Source organism: Dorea sp. D27, assembly GCF_001185345.1.
GTDB lineage: Bacteria > Bacillota > Clostridia > Lachnospirales > Lachnospiraceae > Extibacter.
In genome coordinates this window covers 257,935-274,144 of the sequence record NZ_KQ236743.1, presented here as the reverse complement: position 1 = coordinate 274,144, position 16,210 = coordinate 257,935, and the positions used below count along the sequence as shown (strand labels likewise).

At 50.1% G+C, this 16,210-nt stretch carries 17 protein-coding genes and 1 pseudogene; all 18 read right to left on the bottom strand.

The annotated features are described in order from the left end of the window. Window positions 1–2: 2 nt before the first annotated feature. Window positions 3–440 carry a LytTR family DNA-binding domain-containing protein gene (locus HMPREF0980_RS01365; protein ID WP_049727368.1) on the bottom strand — a complete coding sequence of 146 codons (438 nt, stop codon included), beginning with the start codon at window positions 438–440 and terminating at the stop codon, window positions 3–5. Window positions 441–625: 185 nt separating this feature from the next. Next, a complete protein-coding gene (locus HMPREF0980_RS01360; RefSeq protein WP_049727367.1) occupies window positions 626–3,112 on the bottom strand; it encodes an ABC transporter permease in 2,487 nt (828 codons plus the stop codon). Next, window positions 3,105–3,794 (bottom strand): ABC transporter ATP-binding protein, encoded by a 690-nt coding sequence (locus HMPREF0980_RS01355; protein ID WP_049727366.1) that lies wholly within the window; start codon window positions 3,792–3,794, stop codon window positions 3,105–3,107. Before HMPREF0980_RS01355 ends, HMPREF0980_RS01360 begins: the two co-directional genes overlap by 8 nt. A 107-nt stretch (window positions 3,795–3,901) precedes the next feature. Beyond that, on the bottom strand, window positions 3,902–4,828 hold the full coding sequence (locus tag HMPREF0980_RS01350; RefSeq protein WP_049727365.1) for a sensor histidine kinase: 927 nt from the start codon (window positions 4,826–4,828) through the stop codon (window positions 3,902–3,904). Further along, window positions 4,816–5,484, bottom strand: a complete 669-nt coding sequence (locus HMPREF0980_RS01345; protein ID WP_049727364.1) for a response regulator transcription factor — start codon at window positions 5,482–5,484, stop codon at window positions 4,816–4,818. Before HMPREF0980_RS01345 ends, HMPREF0980_RS01350 begins: the two co-directional genes overlap by 13 nt. A 32-nt stretch (window positions 5,485–5,516) precedes the next feature. Continuing rightward, on the bottom strand, window positions 5,517–7,133 hold the full coding sequence (locus HMPREF0980_RS01340; protein WP_049728282.1) for an ABC1 kinase family protein: 1,617 nt from the start codon (window positions 7,131–7,133) through the stop codon (window positions 5,517–5,519). Further along, window positions 7,126–7,506 (bottom strand): phasin family protein, encoded by a 381-nt coding sequence (locus tag HMPREF0980_RS01335; protein WP_049727363.1) that lies wholly within the window; start codon window positions 7,504–7,506, stop codon window positions 7,126–7,128. The genes HMPREF0980_RS01340 and HMPREF0980_RS01335 overlap by 8 nt, the downstream gene beginning before the upstream one ends. Window positions 7,507–7,534: 28 nt before the next feature. Next, the gene (locus tag HMPREF0980_RS19870; protein ID WP_049728281.1) at window positions 7,535–7,906 is read right to left on the bottom strand and encodes a diacylglycerol kinase family protein; all 372 of its coding nucleotides are present in this window, start codon (window positions 7,904–7,906) and stop codon (window positions 7,535–7,537) included. A gap of 57 nt (window positions 7,907–7,963) precedes the next feature. Further along, a pseudogene (locus HMPREF0980_RS19865) lies at window positions 7,964–8,332 on the bottom strand (phosphatase PAP2 family protein); the annotation flags it as partial. 314 nt (window positions 8,333–8,646) lie between these two features. Next, window positions 8,647–8,979 (bottom strand): MmcQ/YjbR family DNA-binding protein, encoded by a 333-nt coding sequence (locus tag HMPREF0980_RS01325; protein ID WP_049727362.1) that lies wholly within the window; start codon window positions 8,977–8,979, stop codon window positions 8,647–8,649. A gap of 66 nt (window positions 8,980–9,045) precedes the next feature. Then, entirely contained in the window at window positions 9,046–9,894 is an 849-nt protein-coding gene (locus HMPREF0980_RS01320; RefSeq protein ID WP_049727361.1) for a sugar phosphate isomerase/epimerase family protein, read from the bottom strand. Beyond that, the gene (locus tag HMPREF0980_RS01315; protein ID WP_049727360.1) at window positions 9,884–10,864 is read right to left on the bottom strand and encodes a phosphoglycerate dehydrogenase; all 981 of its coding nucleotides are present in this window, start codon (window positions 10,862–10,864) and stop codon (window positions 9,884–9,886) included. The genes HMPREF0980_RS01320 and HMPREF0980_RS01315 overlap by 11 nt, the downstream gene beginning before the upstream one ends. A gap of 19 nt (window positions 10,865–10,883) precedes the next feature. Next, a complete protein-coding gene (locus HMPREF0980_RS01310; protein ID WP_049727359.1) occupies window positions 10,884–11,795 on the bottom strand; it encodes a dihydrodipicolinate synthase family protein in 912 nt (303 codons plus the stop codon). Continuing rightward, window positions 11,792–12,832: a hypothetical protein gene (locus tag HMPREF0980_RS01305; RefSeq protein ID WP_049727358.1), complete on the bottom strand. Its 1,041-nt coding sequence runs from the start codon at window positions 12,830–12,832 to the stop codon at window positions 11,792–11,794. The genes HMPREF0980_RS01310 and HMPREF0980_RS01305 overlap by 4 nt, the downstream gene beginning before the upstream one ends. A 10-nt stretch (window positions 12,833–12,842) precedes the next feature. After that, on the bottom strand, window positions 12,843–13,748 hold the full coding sequence (locus tag HMPREF0980_RS01300; protein ID WP_049727357.1) for a sugar phosphate isomerase/epimerase family protein: 906 nt from the start codon (window positions 13,746–13,748) through the stop codon (window positions 12,843–12,845). After that, window positions 13,745–14,173, bottom strand: a complete 429-nt coding sequence (locus HMPREF0980_RS01295) for an HIT family protein (protein ID WP_049727356.1) — start codon at window positions 14,171–14,173, stop codon at window positions 13,745–13,747. The genes HMPREF0980_RS01300 and HMPREF0980_RS01295 overlap by 4 nt, the downstream gene beginning before the upstream one ends. Then, window positions 14,170–15,699: a tripartite tricarboxylate transporter permease gene (locus HMPREF0980_RS01290; protein WP_049727355.1), complete on the bottom strand. Its 1,530-nt coding sequence runs from the start codon at window positions 15,697–15,699 to the stop codon at window positions 14,170–14,172. Before HMPREF0980_RS01290 ends, HMPREF0980_RS01295 begins: the two co-directional genes overlap by 4 nt. Before the next feature lie 18 nt (window positions 15,700–15,717). Beyond that, a complete protein-coding gene (locus HMPREF0980_RS01285; protein ID WP_049727354.1) occupies window positions 15,718–16,173 on the bottom strand; it encodes a tripartite tricarboxylate transporter TctB family protein in 456 nt (151 codons plus the stop codon). Window positions 16,174–16,210: the final 37 nt, after the last annotated feature.

Sequence of the window (16,210 nt, the reverse complement as noted above, 5' to 3'; positions counted from 1 at the left end):
AATCAGATTCCCAACCTTTCCTTCAGACGTTTTGTATACTGCCTCGATACGAGAAGCTGCTCCCCGTTGTCCATCGTGACCCGTATCTTCCTGTCGATGTCCGCGCGAAGTGAAGCGATATGCCGGACATTGACGATACAGGATTTGGCTATACGCAGGAAACCGCTTTCTTCCAGCTGGTTCTCCAGTTCATACAACCGCAGCTCCGTCTCATATACTGCCTCCATCGTATAGAGGAATGTCTTCTTATCTGTCGTGTCTATATACAGGATCGCGGCGATATCGAGCAGATGTATCTCGCCGTCCTTACTCCCTGTCAGCTTCTGTTCCAGCATCCTCAGCATGGCGATGATCTTTTCCAGCTCCGGCGTCAGGTACGCACAGTTTACTGTAACCTCCGTACCTGAAAATGCCGGGTCAGTATTGATTGTTATCTTCACTTTGACCCCCTCCTCTTTGAACTACTTAGACTATAGCAGAGAACCTTGCTTCCAACAATATGGCGTTCCGCAAGTTGCCCATTTTTAGTGCTATGTTTCCAGCCCTGTTTCTACCTTTTGCCAAGGATATCCTCCCAGAATCGGGTACTGTCTGTCCTGTACATATCTTGATTAAGGTACTATGTTCATAATTCTCTTATTCTTTCCACAATCGATTTCTTCCCTGATATCATCCGGTATGCAGCCAGAGGTATCATCGTGCAGACGAATGTAACAAGTGCCGCCATCGCCAGTACCGGAAGCACCGGCACATGGAAGGCGATTCCCATGTAGTTCAGAGACTGGTAGCATGCATAAGTGACTCCGAGCCCCACCGTTGCCGTCAAAAACAGTGAGATTCCGGCAAAGAGCAGTCCTTCTCGAATCAGCATGCCTTTGACCTGTTTCTCCGTCATGCCGACGCTTTCCATGACAGACAGTTCTGTCTGCCGGTTCTGAATGTTGCCCGACACCGTATTGATATAATTCATGAGCCCAATCATCGCGAGAATCAAGGTGATCCCGATTCCGACGCCCATCATGTTGCCCTGCGCCTTCTGAATCGATTTCATGTTATCTATCTTAGAATCATATGATAAGTCTCCTCCATGAGGGCCTTCCTCTGCACGCTTCTTAACCTGCGTCTCCGTCTGTCCGTCGTATTCTTCCTTATACTGCACGCTCGCCCTGGACACCCAAGGATCCTCCACCGTCCTGTCTACAAAAGCGTCGCTTACAAGCACCACCGGAGTCATGCCCGGCATGAACGCATAATAGCCATCGTCTACATAGCCGCCAATCTCCATCGTATATGACTTCGTGCGGTCTTTATACTGAGAAAATGACACCTTCTTCCCACGGATGTCAGCCAGATGAAGCGACAGGCCGTCGCGGTAAATGAGGCATGTCCTGCCATCCAGAAACTGCTCTTTGTCCACAGGCTTTTCAAGCGTGCTGTTTACATAGTCGAACTCTTCCTCATCAATCCCTGTCATAAACGTATAAAATTTTTCGGGATGCTGTTTATATTCCCCGATATCCTCCTCATAGCTGTGATCCATCCATGTCTCATAAAATTCCTTCATCCACATATCAGAAAATTCCGGTTCCCACGGTATGATTATCTGTGTGCTCGTCATGGGATGCAGTTTTTCAACACCCTCCATATCTCGCATATCAGAAAGAAGCTTCTTGTCTATGATACGGTACCATTCGGATTCGTCCTCTTTTTTCATCGTATCATTAGAAATAATCAAGTCCGCATTCATATAATTGGACATCATGGTCCGCGCGCCGTGGCTCTCAATCATTGTAACGAGGCAGAGGAATACGGATAGGCAGGCCGCCAGAGACAGTATGACTACCCCAGTCTTTTTCTTGTCCCTGCCGAGCTGTTCGCCCGCCATCCTCCACAGGATGCTTCCACGCCCCGTCTTATGGGACGCCTTTCTCCCTGACACCGTACGATAGCCGAGCGCCTCCAGAGGGGATACGGAATCGGCGATCCTCGTAGGCTTGCGGCTGCCAAGGTAAATCGTAATTCCAACGACGGCAATACTGAGCAGAAAGACAGCCGGATGAAATACGACGTCTACATCCTCTCGTACACCGAGCGTTTTTACAACTACTGGAATCAGAAAGAAAGAGGTTGCAAATCCGAGCAGTATGCCTCCGGCCGTTCCGGCCGTCCCGATGATAAGCATCTGTCTCTGTATAAGCCTGCGAATCTGCTTACCCGTCATGCCAATTGTCTGAAGAAGGCCATAATAGCGTATGTTACCTGCTACCGACAGATAAAGTATGTTGTAGATGAGCAGATATGCGCTCAGGCACGTCATGATGACAAGGCCCGCAAGACCCGCAAGCAGCTGCACAGACTGCTCCGTCTCGGATGTGAAAAAGAGCCTCTGCTGCTTTCCTAAATCCAGAGAATCCCGGAACTCGGTCTGTGTCTTTTCCGTCATAATCTGGGATTTGAAATCAAGATAGAGGATTCCGCAGTTCACGTCTGAAAATGCATGGCCCGACTGATCAAAAAATGACTTTGATACGTAGAATACTTTGTTATCTCCGTACCCTTCCCACATGCCCGCTATACGGAATTCCTTTGTATGCGGTCCGTTTTTGTCCTGATACGTCATCGTAAAAGAATCTCCGATTCCCAGATCTCCCTTCCCGCAGTCTTCAAGGGCCTCCTTCGTCGCCATCACTTCATCGTCTTTCGTCGGATACCTTCCCTTCACTTTATCCATCGCCGGCTCTTTCTGTACATCCCAGTAAATGTCGTCACTCCATATGAGGACCGTATGGAGCGTGTCATCTGCATCCGTCTCTTCCGGATAGCCGGCTTTGGCCTCTATTCCGATGGTAGTGATATCTTCGTTCTCTTCGCAGATCTGCTTCTGCTGTTCTGTAAATCCACCGATGAGAACCGCGTCATAGACGGCACCTTTCATACGCATATTCTGACGTGCCTGCATCTTAATGTAGGTGATGCCGACCGTCAATATGGTAAACAAAAGAAAGGAGGATAACAGTATAGCCATGGCAATTACCATATTTCTCCTCTTGTTTCCCGACATGGAACGTTTCGCCAGCTTCGTGATGACAGCGCCGTTGTTATTCTTAAGCATGGCGTTCACTTCCTCTCACAATCCTTCCGTCCTCGATACGGACTATCCTGTCCGCGAGCTGCGCGATATCCTGGTCATGGGTAATGAGAACGATAGTCTGGTGGTACTGCCTTGCCACGACCCGAAGCAATCCCATCACGTCATGGCTTGTCGCGGTGTCCAGATTACCGGTCGGTTCATCCGCCAGAATGATAGACGGCTTTGCAGCAAGCGCCCTGGCGATGGCGACCCTCTGCTGCTGTCCTCCTGACAGCGTACATGGAAGCGATTCCCTCTTCGCATCTAACTTCAGCAGGTCCAGTATTTCATCTACAAATTCCTGGTCCACGCGGGCACCGTCAAGCTCTACAGGAAGGATGATATTTTCATACACGTTCAGATCCTGCACGAGATTGTAGCTCTGGAACACAAAACCAACTTTTCTTCTTCTGAATATAGCGAGCTGTTCTCTATTCATACGAGACAAGTCTTTCCCGTCCACGATAACCTGTCCGTCCGTCGGTATGTCCAGCCCTCCGATCATGTGAAGCAGCGTGCTCTTACCGCTGCCGGATTTCCCTACGATAGCGGTAAATTTACCTTCTTCCACCTGAAAGTCAACACCGTCCAGCGCTTTCACCGTATTATCACCTAGCTTATAATATTTTTTCAGATTTTTTGTCTTTACAATACACGTCTCCATCTCTTCTGTCTCCTTTCTTCTATACAACAAGCATATCTGAAAAAAATCACAAACCGTTCACAAGAAAGAAGAATCACAAACGTGTGACTCTTCCCTGCAGATCATGTCTAATTCCCATTTGGAAGGTAGACGCAGAACTCCGCGCCTTTCCCTTCTTCTGACCGTACTTCTATATACCCCTTCTGACGGGTAATGATCTCCCTTGCAAGATAGAGACCTACGCCTATGCCTTCTTCGTCATGTACTTCGGGTTCGCGGTAGAACCGCTGGAATACAAGGGACTGCCGTTCACGCGCGATACCTTTCCCATTGTCGCCGATACTTATCTTCGTAAAGAATTCCTGCACCGCAACCCGTATGTATACCGTTCCGCCAGGCCCGGTATACTTGACGGCATTGTCCAATATGTTATATATCGCTTCTCCTGTCCATTTTCTGTCATGGTCCGCCTCTATGCTTTCCTCACAGTCCACGCAGATTCTTATCCCTTTTTTCTCGGCAGCAGGCACCGCAGCCCCGGCAGCCTGTACGAGCGTTCCGTATATGAAGTTTTTCCGGCTCCGTATCTCAATGATACCTGCTTCCAGCCGGGACATCTTCACCATACCCCGGAGCAGAAAATCCAGCTTCTCCGTCTGGCCCTCCATCTTTGTCAGGAATTCCCCCGCCTTTTCTGAGTCCAGGCCTTCGGCCTGCAGCAATTCCAGATACAGCTTCATATTGGCGATGGGAGTCCGTGTCTGATGAGACAAATCAGATATAAGCTCTTTCATCTGTCTCTTCTCACTGTTGTTCTGCTCATTTTTCTGAAGCCACATGTGATTGACCCTCACAAGCTTCCCGTGTACCTTGCCCCACAGCGTATCTTCAGGAATGCCGCATTCTTCCAGCTCCTCTCCGTCCGCCATCGCGTCCAGGCTCTCTTCCAGTTTTTCCGTAAATATGTATATGTCTCTTTTAAGCATCCGCATCCTGTACCACATGCAGGCAGCCGCTATGGCAAAACAGAGCGCAGGAATTATCATTTCAGCCATTGATATCCCATCCCGTATACATTTGATATATATTTGTGGCTTTCGTCTTCAATCTTTCTGCGAAGCCGGTTCACATTCACCGCCAGCGTATGCTTGTCGACAAACTGGCCTCCACTGTCCCAGAGTTGATCCAGCAGCACGGAATACGTCAGAAGCCTGCCCGCATTGTCCGAAAACAGACGGAGCATCCGGAACTCGGTAGGTGTTATCATACAATCGCTTCCGCCGGCCTCTGCTTTTGCCATGTCAAAGTCAATCTTCAGGAACCCGTCATCGTATATGTTCCTGCTGTGTGCATCCACACGTTTTAAGATGACATGGATCTTCCTCAAAAGTATTTTCATGGAAAACGGCTTGGTCACATAGTCCTCCGCTCCTGTCTCATATCCTTTGAGCGCATCCTCCTCCATGTCTCTAGCCGTGAGGAATACGACCGGTACTTTCCTCTGGCCCCTCATCCATCTGCACAGTTCGAACCCTTCGCCATCCGGCAGATTTACATCGAGCAAAACCAAATCTGCACATTCCTGCCGGAAGAGGCTCTCCGCCTCCCCCAGTGAATGTGCAGATATAGTGTCATATCCTTCCCGCTTAAGGGAATAGGATATGCTTTGGTTCAATTCTATGTCATCTTCCACTATCAATATCTTTTGCATAGTACACCTCTGACTCATGTTTCTTAGCTATATTATACCGTCCTCCAAAAGGTACTGCAAATTTTATTTTTTCCCGTATGGATATGGCTCAGGAATATCCAGATTGCCAGTCCGAGCGCCAGCAGATATCCGAAGGCTCCCAGTGCGGGTATTCCCCATATCTTAGGCTTCATGTCCGTAGTACACAATATGCTGGAGCTGATGAGAAGCGCTGTCACGAGGAAGCCCATGACAAGCTTCTTAATAAGCCTTGTCAGCATCTCATTCAGATCCTCTGTCGCATGGACATCCAGGTTGATACGGTTCTGTCCCTTCAGGAAGCCCCGGAGCAGATCGGCTGCCAGTGCCGGGATATCCAGCGCCTTGTGGATAGAACGGTATATGCTTCTGCCCCCGCTCTTTAGCTCTTTCTTCCAGTTGTCTATGGATAGAAGGCTGCCCGCCATCCTCGCAGAAGCCACCTCCACCATGTTAATCTCTGGGCTGATATCCGCAATTACCCCTTCCATGTGCGACATGCCTCTTGCCAGCATCGTCAGGCCGTGAGGCATGATAATCTTGTTGTCCTTCATAACCTCCATCAGGTCTTCCATGATTCTGGCGATGTCTATCTTGCCGATATCTGTCGTCCCATACTTTGTGAGCAGATTGCCGATATCTGTATAAAGCCTGCTTTGATCCGGCTTCTCCTTGAATTCGCCAAGTGCCATGACCGACTCCAGAATCTGTCCGATATCATTATCGGCCACACCCTGCACCGCGCCTGCAATCAGTTCCTTATCTCTGGCGGAGAGTCGTCCCATCATGCCCATATCAATCCATATGATCTTACCCTCCCGAATCTTCACATTGCCCGGATGGGGATCTGCGTGAAAGAAGCCGTCCTCCATGATCTGCTTTATATAATTGTCCGCCAGCTTGGCCCCTGCTTCATTCAGGTCATACCCGTTCTCCAGGAGCTTTTCCTTCTCATCGATTCCAAATCCGTCGATGTACTCCATCACGAGCACCTGTCCGGTCGTGTACTCCCGGTACAGGACGGGTACATCCACGAATGCTACGTCCCTGTTCAGCTTGCCGAACTCTTCCATATTAGATGCCTCGTTGAGAAAGTTCATCTCCTCCTGGGCCACGTTCCACAGCTCGTCCAGCACAAGGTCCAAATCTACCAGACCCTTCATATTCACTGGCGGCAGGAACCTGACTGCCCGGTGCAGAAGGCCGATGTCCCTCGACATCGTACCGTAGATGCCCTGCCGCTGCACCTTGACGACTACCTTCTCACCGCTCTCCAGCACTGCCCGGTGCACTTGTGCGATGGACGCAGAACCAAGAGGTGTCTCGTCAATCTCCTGAAACACCTCTGTCAGCGGACAATTATATGCTATTTCGATAACTTCTTTTACCTGTGAAAAAGGCATGGGGCTCACATCCGAGCGAAGCCGCATCAATTCCTCACAGTATCTCTTCGGCAGGACATCGGAATGCATGGACATAATCTGCCCGAGCTTAATATAAGTAGGTCCCAGATCCTCAAGTATGAGCCGCAGTTTTTCCGGCGTCACACCTCTGGCAATGCTGTGCTTTTTCAGGACAGACATAATCTCTTTCAACCTGTTCCCATACGCTGCCGGCGCTTCTTTACTCATCTGCCTCTTTGCAGCCCTTCTCATCCTCCGGGGCGTCCTGCGGCTTCCCGTCATCCTCCGGCTCTACTTGTGCCGGCTGCCCAAGCCCGGCCAGCTTTTCCTTCAACTGGTCTATCTGCTCAGGAGTCATCTTGTCAAGCAGCTCCTCAAGCTCTTCCGGCGAAGATGGTTTTACCTTAACCGTAACATTTTCCTTTACCGCCTTTTTTACATTGTGCTTCAGCTCTTCATTGAGCACTTTGCCCTGCTCTACCGTAAGCTCTCCCTTTTTCACGAGGTCATCCAGAATCTCTTTGGATTTCTCCGCAGTCGTGGCCAGTGCTCCCACACCTGCCAGCATTACCTTTTTCAAGCTTTCCCCTAAGTTATCCATCCTCTTTTTCTCCTTTCGTTTTGCCATGTTAGTTTAGTGCAAACAGCGCCAGTATCTTCGGGACAAAGATAATCCCTCCGATGACTGCCGCTGTAATCGCCGCAATCAGCACTGCTCCGGCAGCCGTATCCTTGGCCAGCTTGGCACGCCGCCTCTGCTCCTTCGTCACCAGATCTACCACAGCTTCCACGGCGGTATTGACCAGTTCCAGCGAGATGACGAGGGCGCACAGGATAAGACAGATGCACCACTCCGTCACAGACAGTTTCAGCGTGATTCCGAATACTACGACCAATCCAAGTGCGGAATAGTGTATCATCATGTTCCGTTCTGTCTTAAGCCCGGTTATGATACCGGAAAATGCATATTCAAAGCTTTTCAAGAGAGGGTTGATCTCCACATCCGGCTGTCCGTGAACCGCTATGCCCTTCGCAAAATAGCGTCTGGCAATCGATGTATATATGATAAGATATATAATCCCGGCAAGAAAACCTCCCACAACATCTGTCGCATAATGCACGCCGAGATATATCCGGCTCAGCGCGACGAGGGCTATCATTGCCAGACAGATAACGGTGCCTGCTGCCTTATATGTCCTGCTCTTCTTCGTCTGCCATATGAGGAACAAGATAAAACCGTAGAACGTAGCGGCCAGCATCGCGTGTCCGCTCGGAAAACTGTATCCTGTCTCTGCGATAAGCTGCTGCGCCTGAGGAGGCCGTTCCCGCATAACCCATCCCTTGGCGGACAAGTCCAGTAGTACGGCCAGAACGAGGTTGGCAAACAAGGCGACCAGATACTGCTTCTGCCGGAGCGTGTGTATCATCGCCATGCTGATGATAAGCAGCACGACCGGATGTACCATATTCGTCATCACCTTGAAGAAGCCGGTGAGGAACGGACACTGCAGCGCATGGACGGCGCGGTACACAAATGTGTCGACTGCCTCCAGGCGATAACTTCCGGCCACATCGGCCAGGAGCAGGCCGAAAGCTGCCAGCCCGATGAACAGCACCGCGAGTTTCCATATGTGAAATGTATTGTTTCCGGCCTTGTATCCTGTCATGGTATCCCACCTTTAATGTCTTCTCACTTTGGTCTTATTATACCACTCTTTTCCGTAAAGGACAAAACAAAGCGTTATTTTCCTGTCGTCAGATCATAGCTCTCGCCTATCATCCTGCATATCTCTTCCTCCGGAACCGTCCCGTCCAATATGATGGAATTCCAGTGCTTTTTATTCAGATGATATGCCGGAAGCACTGAATCAAAGGTCTGTCTCCACACCTCTGTCCATTCGGGGCTGCACTTTACATTAACCCATACATGGCCTTCTCTTTCAAAGATCCAGGCAAAGACCTTCCTGCTGTTCCTGTGTCGGATGACGCACCAGTCCGTATCCCGGAACGGATAGTCTTCATATACATTTTTATAAGTCAGACAATAAGATATCACTTCTTTTCTCTCTGTCATATCGATGCCCCCTTCTTTCGTCTGTCCTTATTATAGCAGAAAACGATGCCGGGCAGAGAGGGGAAATCAATCGGAATGTGATTCTGGTCTGACGCCAAATACCTGCCTCAATGTCGCGACGTCTTTTCCCATCGCTTCATAGACATCTTTACAGTCAGACTGAAATGCCGGCTTTCTGTAGAAGTTCTCAATGACGAGCCAGCCTTCATATCCTTTCTCCCTTAGAATATCAGCCGATTCGAAGAAATTCGTCCCGCCCTCTCCGAAGCAACGGCAGCCCTGCGTATCTGAAAGCCCTTCTTTAAAATGTACCTCTGCAATATCGGTAACCTCCAGCTGCCTCAGTTCCTCCGGCGGATTCGCTCCTGCAAAATACTGGCTGTTCTGGGTGTCATAGTATGTCTTGAATGCTTTGGAACCGACATAGCCTGCCATGTCTTTCCATCTGTCCGGTGACAGGACGGATTCTACCGCTACCGTAATGTTCATCTCTTCTGCTTCTTTACAGGTCGTACGGAGCATCTTTGCCGCATTCTCAATATCTTCTTCCGTCCTGAGGAAGCCGTCCCAACAGCAGGGCAGCATAAGGAGGGGGATTCCCATATCTGCACATGCACGTATCCCCGTGCGGATTGCCAGGAGCGAGATATCCCCTTCCGGAGTTCCGAGGCGGTTTACCAGTCCTCCCGCCCTTGAGAATCCGTTGCATCCCATGGATGGAATCTCCATGCCCCATCTTTTTGCTTCTTCTATGTACATGTTCTGTATCCGTTGCTCAGCCATGGGGAAGCTCTGGGAATAGCTCCCCCAGTCATCTACCTGTATGCCGTCCGCCCCAAGCCCGGCAGCTATGGCGAATACGGACGGCCCTTTGACAGGCATGACCCACTCGCAGAATCCTATTTTATTCTTCATGCAGCACCTCCTGCCTGTTTACCCAATGTAATGGTTCCCTGCCTTCCAGCACATCTATCACTCCCTGCGCCGTGCAGAGGCTCACATTCCTGTAAGCTTCATACGTCTCCGCTCCTGTGTGGGGCGTGCATATGACGTTGCCGCGCTCCAGCAGCGGTGAATCCATCGGAAGCGGCTCTGTCTCAAAGGCGTCCAGTGCGGCTCCCGACAGATGCCCGCTTTCCAGTGCTTCTGTCAGCGCTTCCGTATCCACGACAGCCCCTCTTGCGGTATTGACCAGATATGCACCCTGTTTCATCTTTGAAAGCATCGCTTTGTCCATAAGATGCCAGGTTGCACTTGTTGCCGGCAGATGGATGCTCAGGATATCGCTCTTTTTAATGACCTCTTCCATGTCTGCAAGCTTTACCCCATATTTCTTTGCATATTCCGCATCGGGGTTTAAATCGCAGGCTATTATTTCTGCGTCAAATCCACTTAATTTTTTTGCCACAAGTTTGGCTATCATACCAAAGCCAAGAAGCCCCACCGTCTTTCCTTTAACTTCTCTTCCTATGTACCGCTCCCATTTACCCTCTTTCATTTTCTCATGAAGCGGCAATATATTGCGCAACAGCTGTATCATATAGCCGACCGTCAGCTCCGCCACCGCATTGGAATTCTGTCCCGGTGCGTTAATTACCTTAATCCCATAATTCTTTGCCGCGTCACAGTCGATATTATCTGTGCCCACTCCAAACTTTGCTATCACCTTCAGCTTTGGTGCCAGACGGAACACTTCTTCTGTCCATTCATCCAGACCTATGACTGCCGCGTCCACATCTCCCACGATTTCTGCAAGCTGATGAAAAGTATAATATGGCATACTGCTCTCATTGATAATCAGCTTATGCCCCCTGGACTCCAGGAGCGTCTTCGCCTCAGCGCACAGTGCCGGATAGTGGGATGCCGTTATTAATATATTCCCCATCTTCTGCTTCCTTTCTATGTCAGACCAGTTTCAGAGGTATGTCCGCTTCACCGCAGAGCACCTCCAGTTCCTTTCTAAGCGCGGCGACCTCATTGGGCTCCAGGTCAAGCTGTGGCCTTCTCATTGATCCCACATCGATTCCCCTTAATTTCAAGGCTTCTTTAAAATAAGATATATTGCTTCCGCACCTGAGCACATCACAGAATCTGACGCATAACTTCTGCAATTTCTGTGCCTCTGCGAGCCTGCCTTCCTCATAGGACTTGTACACTTTGACAAATGGCTCCGGAAATACACCGGCCGTACCGGATACTGTCCCGTCACAGCCAAGAGCAAGCATCGCTACCAGAGCCCGGTCACACCCGTGCAGCACCGAGAACTTCCCACCATTTATATTGATGTAATCTATCGTGCGGTTGATATCCGCATAACTGTATTTGATGCCGACTACATTCGGACAGTCTCCGGCAATCTGCTCCGCCAGTTCTGCCTCGACATCATTAGCCGCACACTGTGGTATGTTATACAGATAGATAGGAAAATCTGGGGCAGCACCTGCCACTGTCCTGTAGTATTCTAACAGTTCCCTTCTGTCCGACATAAAAAACTGCGGAGTCACGACCCCGGCCCCGGCCGCGCCAATCTTCTGTGCATGCCGCACGAGTTCTATCGTCTCATCCTGGCACATGCTGCCACAATGTACGAACACAGGCACTTCCCCTTTGGCCGCCGTAACGACCGCTTCTGCTATCTGTCTGCGCTCCTTTGGACTCATGCGCAGCATCTCTCCTGTCGTCCCGCAAGGATACAGGCAGCTTATGCCTTTGCCGATAAGAAGCCTTGTCAGCCGCCCTGCAGCTTCCGTATCAACAGCGTCCTGTTCCGTAAAGGGCGTAATCATCGCTGCTGTGATTCCATATAGTCTCTTCATCTTTCTTGCCTCCTTCCGATGGTCAAGGTATACATGTCAACTGCATCTTCTCCATGGCTTGCCGCCAGAATCCTGACCTTGTCTTTCCCGCGTAAGACCGCTATCTGAGCAGCTCCGGTTCCCACGTCACGATAGACAAGCTCAAAGCCTGGCTTCTCCCCTCTCTCTACGCGGTACAGAGACAGCTCCTTATCGCCGCCCCGGCTGCCTCCGATAAGATAAAGGCTGCCAAATATCTCTCCCGCCCAGAGGACATGACCGAACTGGAGCGGAAGCTCGCCAATACAGCAGAAGCCGCCCGCCTGCTGCTTCAGCAGACGGATATGCTCACCGTGGAATCCCTGGATAACAGCTATCTCTTCGGTTCCGTCCCCGTCCACGTCGGCCAGACATATGTCACTCGTCTCACCTACGTTCCACAATTGTACCTTCCAGTCCCCTTCTTTTCTGATATGTAGGATTCCCTCCGCGGCCCCCGCATATATCTCCGTGCCGCCTTTTGTCTCATCAATGTACATTCCATGGTTCTTCGTAAGCCCCTCATAAAGACATGTAAGTTCCAAAGGACGGTCTTTTTTATATTCTCCTGCAAAAATGGAACCGGGTTGACTCCAGTCCTCTGTATAAGCCTTGTATGCACATAACATGGACGCCACGAGAAAGGTCTTCCCTCCTTCGTACACCAAACCGATGCGGTGTACGTACGGCAGGTTGCAGAGCTTCTTCTTCTCTGCCTTAAGCTTTCCGTCCTCAAACGCCAGCTCTGTCCTGCAGATGACGGACTCCTTTGAATCGAACACCGGGTAAAATGCTTCAATGGACAGGACAGCCTGCTCACGTCTTACCGGTACAAGAGACATCACTCCTCCAGGTCCGTCCCACACGGTAACACACTGCTCTGTCTCTATATCAATCAGAAGGCAGGTTCCATCCCGGTTCTCAGAAGCCGCCATACAATAATCTCTTCCGTCAATCTGAACTGCCGCTACTGCATATACCTTATCCAGATGCGCAATCCGTTTTTTCTGAATCTCCATATGTGCCTCCTCATAACCTTACATCGTGTTCCAGAATCCGTTCCAAGAACGCTCTACATTCTGCCTCGATCCGGAATGGATTACAATCTGCGGGACATCTGCACTCGACGGATACTCCAAGCATTACGTTCTCCTGCATAACAGCAGCCGCCTCTGTCAGTATGTCCGTACCGCATGGAACATCCAGAAAGCCCGGCCTGCCCATCCGCATATGCCAGTCGCCGTATCCGGACTGCTCTGGATCCAGAACCGCATTGGCAAGATGTATATGCCCCAGGCATGGTGCCGATACACGCAGAGATTCGCCGAAGCATTCGCCATTCAACGCTGTATGAGCACTGTCCCAGGACAGGAGACACCGTTTGCGTCCGTCGTCCGCCAGTGCCGCCAGTCGTACCGCCTCATCAGATGGGCCGATAAGATGCATCTTATGTGCTTCTCTGTCCAGCGGTTCAAGCAGCAGGACCATATGAGGATACGTTTCCACTCTATCTAATACAGACTGGAGCACTTCCTTAAGTCCCAGCCGGGCTTCCTCCCTCAACCGTTCTCCTGGATCCGGTCCGCTGACCATAGCGATGCGGTCTGCGCCGCTTTCAGCCGCCATATCCACCAGCTCAATCATCTTGGCTATCGTCTTTTGCCTTGTCTCCTTATCGACTGAAGCAGGATTCAGCCCAAGCGAAGCTATGTCGCTCGTTATCCACTGCGTGTAACCGATATGGTTCCGTTCAACCATATGCGATAGCCTGGTCCGCTGCTTTACAGAATGGAACGTGCCAGCCTCAACTCTTTTGTAGTATCCATCATCCAGCATCTTCTCTATGGCATCAAGCAGGATGTCCTCATTACTGATATATGGATAAAAACATTCGGATGCAAGGAGAGACGGATAGAACTTTTCTTTTAGCTTCACTGTACGGCCCCCTCCTTCTCCAGCTCTTTTAAGATTCTCTGTCTCATAGCTTCGTATTCCTCTTCCTTCAGGCAGACAGGGGAGCCCTCATTCATCTCGAATAATTTTCCCCAGTTCTTCTTACCCACATACTTGGGGACGATATGTACATGCAGATGCTCTGAACAGTCTCCCAATATGACGAAGTTAATCTTGTCCGGGGTGAACAGACGGTTCAGAATCTCAGCAGCCGTATATACTTCCCCGCACAATTCCAGATATTCTTCCCCGGACAGATCCGTCACCTTCTTTATGTGCTGCCGTGCCGCCAGGATGCAGCGGCCGGGATATGTCTGGTCACGGTGCAGATAGAGCGTATGCTTCTTCACATTGCCTATCCGGATGAGATCCGTGCTGATTTCTTCTTCACAATACACGCAACTCATAGACTGCCCTCCTTGTCCTCTTCCTTCTTTCTTCTTGCTGCCGCCAGTTTTCTTTTGATGGCAGGCTGGAAGAACGGATAAAAGACTGCTGCAAACGCTATTATAAGCAGCGCCAGTGATATAGGATGCTGAAAGAAAATCAGCGGGTTTCCATTGGATATGACGAGGGAGCGTCTGAAATTATTCTCAATCGTCTTACCTAGAATCATACCCAATATGATGGGCGGTATGGAAAAGTCCAGCTTCAGAAGAAAAAATCCGATAAAGCCGGCTATAATCATCAAAAACACATCATAAATGTTGTTATTCAAGGCATACGTACCCACAAAGCAGAACACAAATATAATCGGCACCATCAGCTTATTCGGCACATTTACAATCTTGGAAAATACGCGGATACCAAGATATCCGAGAATACCCATGGCAATATTCGCGACGAACAGGCCTATGATTATCGTATACACCTTGTCTGTCTGCTCTACGAACAACAGCGGTCCTGGCACGATTCCCTGGACCATCAATGCGCCGAGCATGATAGCAGTACAGGCATCCCCCGGGATTCCAAGTGTCAGAAGTGGGATGAGGGCACCCCCGCACACTGCATTGTTGGCCGCTTCCGGGGCAGCTATACCCTCGGGAACACCTTCCCCAAACTTCTCCGGATGTTTGGACCATCTCTTAGCCTCATTGTATCCTATCCATGATGCGATGTCTCCTCCTGTCCCAGGTATGGCACCTATGACAGATCCGAGAATGCTGGATCTCAAGATGGTAGCCCATATCGCTTTCAGGTCAGCTTTCGTAGGAAGCACCCGCTCCAGCTTTCCCTTAACCTTCTCCTTCGCCTTCCCAAACTGTTCTTCAACAGAGATAAGCCCCTGCGACAGGGCAAAGAGCCCAATCAGCACAGGGACGAAGTTGATTCCTCCTGTCAGGTATATACGGTCAAATGTAAACCGGTATGAGCCGTTGATTGTATCCATTCCAATGGTTGAGAGGAAAAGGCCAAGAAATGCTCCCAGAATTCCTTTCCATATGGATTTGCTGGATACGCTCGTTACGATACTAAGGCCAAAGACCCCAAGCGCAAAATACTCCGGCGCGCTAAACTTGAGTGCAACTTTCGCCAGCAGTGGTGCTGTCCACAGCAGGACAAACGCCGAAAAAATCCCTCCACAGAGCGAGGCGGTCGTAGATATGCCAAGCGCCCGTCCCGGCTGTTTCAGCTTCGTCACCATCGGATGCCCGTCCAGACAGGTGGCGGCAGAATTAGCCGTCCCCGGCGTATTGATTAGTATCGCTGTTATGGATCCTCCATAGATGGCCCCACAGAAAATTCCGAGCATCATAAGTATACCCCCATATCCGTCAAGCGACAAGGTGAGCGGCAGTGTTACCGACATCCCCATAACAGATGAAAGCCCAGGCATGACACCTACGAGTATGCCAATCAGCACCCCTCCGGCAACACACATCAGATGATATGGCTGCATGATATTAAAAAAAACATCTGCAAATGTACTCATGTATTCCCCTCCTTCCTTCTACATAAAAAATGCTTTCGGCAGGACTACATTCAGACCTACCGCGAATATTACATAGATTGCCGCAGTCACTCCGATACCCCCAGCTACAAGCCATATGACTCTTCTCTCTCCGAGCGTAAACATGACCGCCGGAATGAATAGCACTGCAGAGATGACAAGGCCCAGATACTGAAGCCCGATTCCGAACAGCAAAATCAGCCCAAATAATATGTACACTCTCTTGATTCCCTGGGACGTATATATGATTGGAGGCTCTCCTCTCTCTTCCTTTTTTATAAACGTCTCAGCCAGCAGTACCACTGATACGATCAAGATGCCGGCCGCTATGACACGGGGCCAGAATCCGCTCCCCGGCGCGCCTGCATAGTATTTGGGGAAGTCTTTCGTAAAATAAAAGATGCCTCCCGCCAATATGCACATGAGAACCGATATGCCGATATTATATTTCTTCATGCTGTTACCTCCATATGATGCAGACGGACAGGGTTCG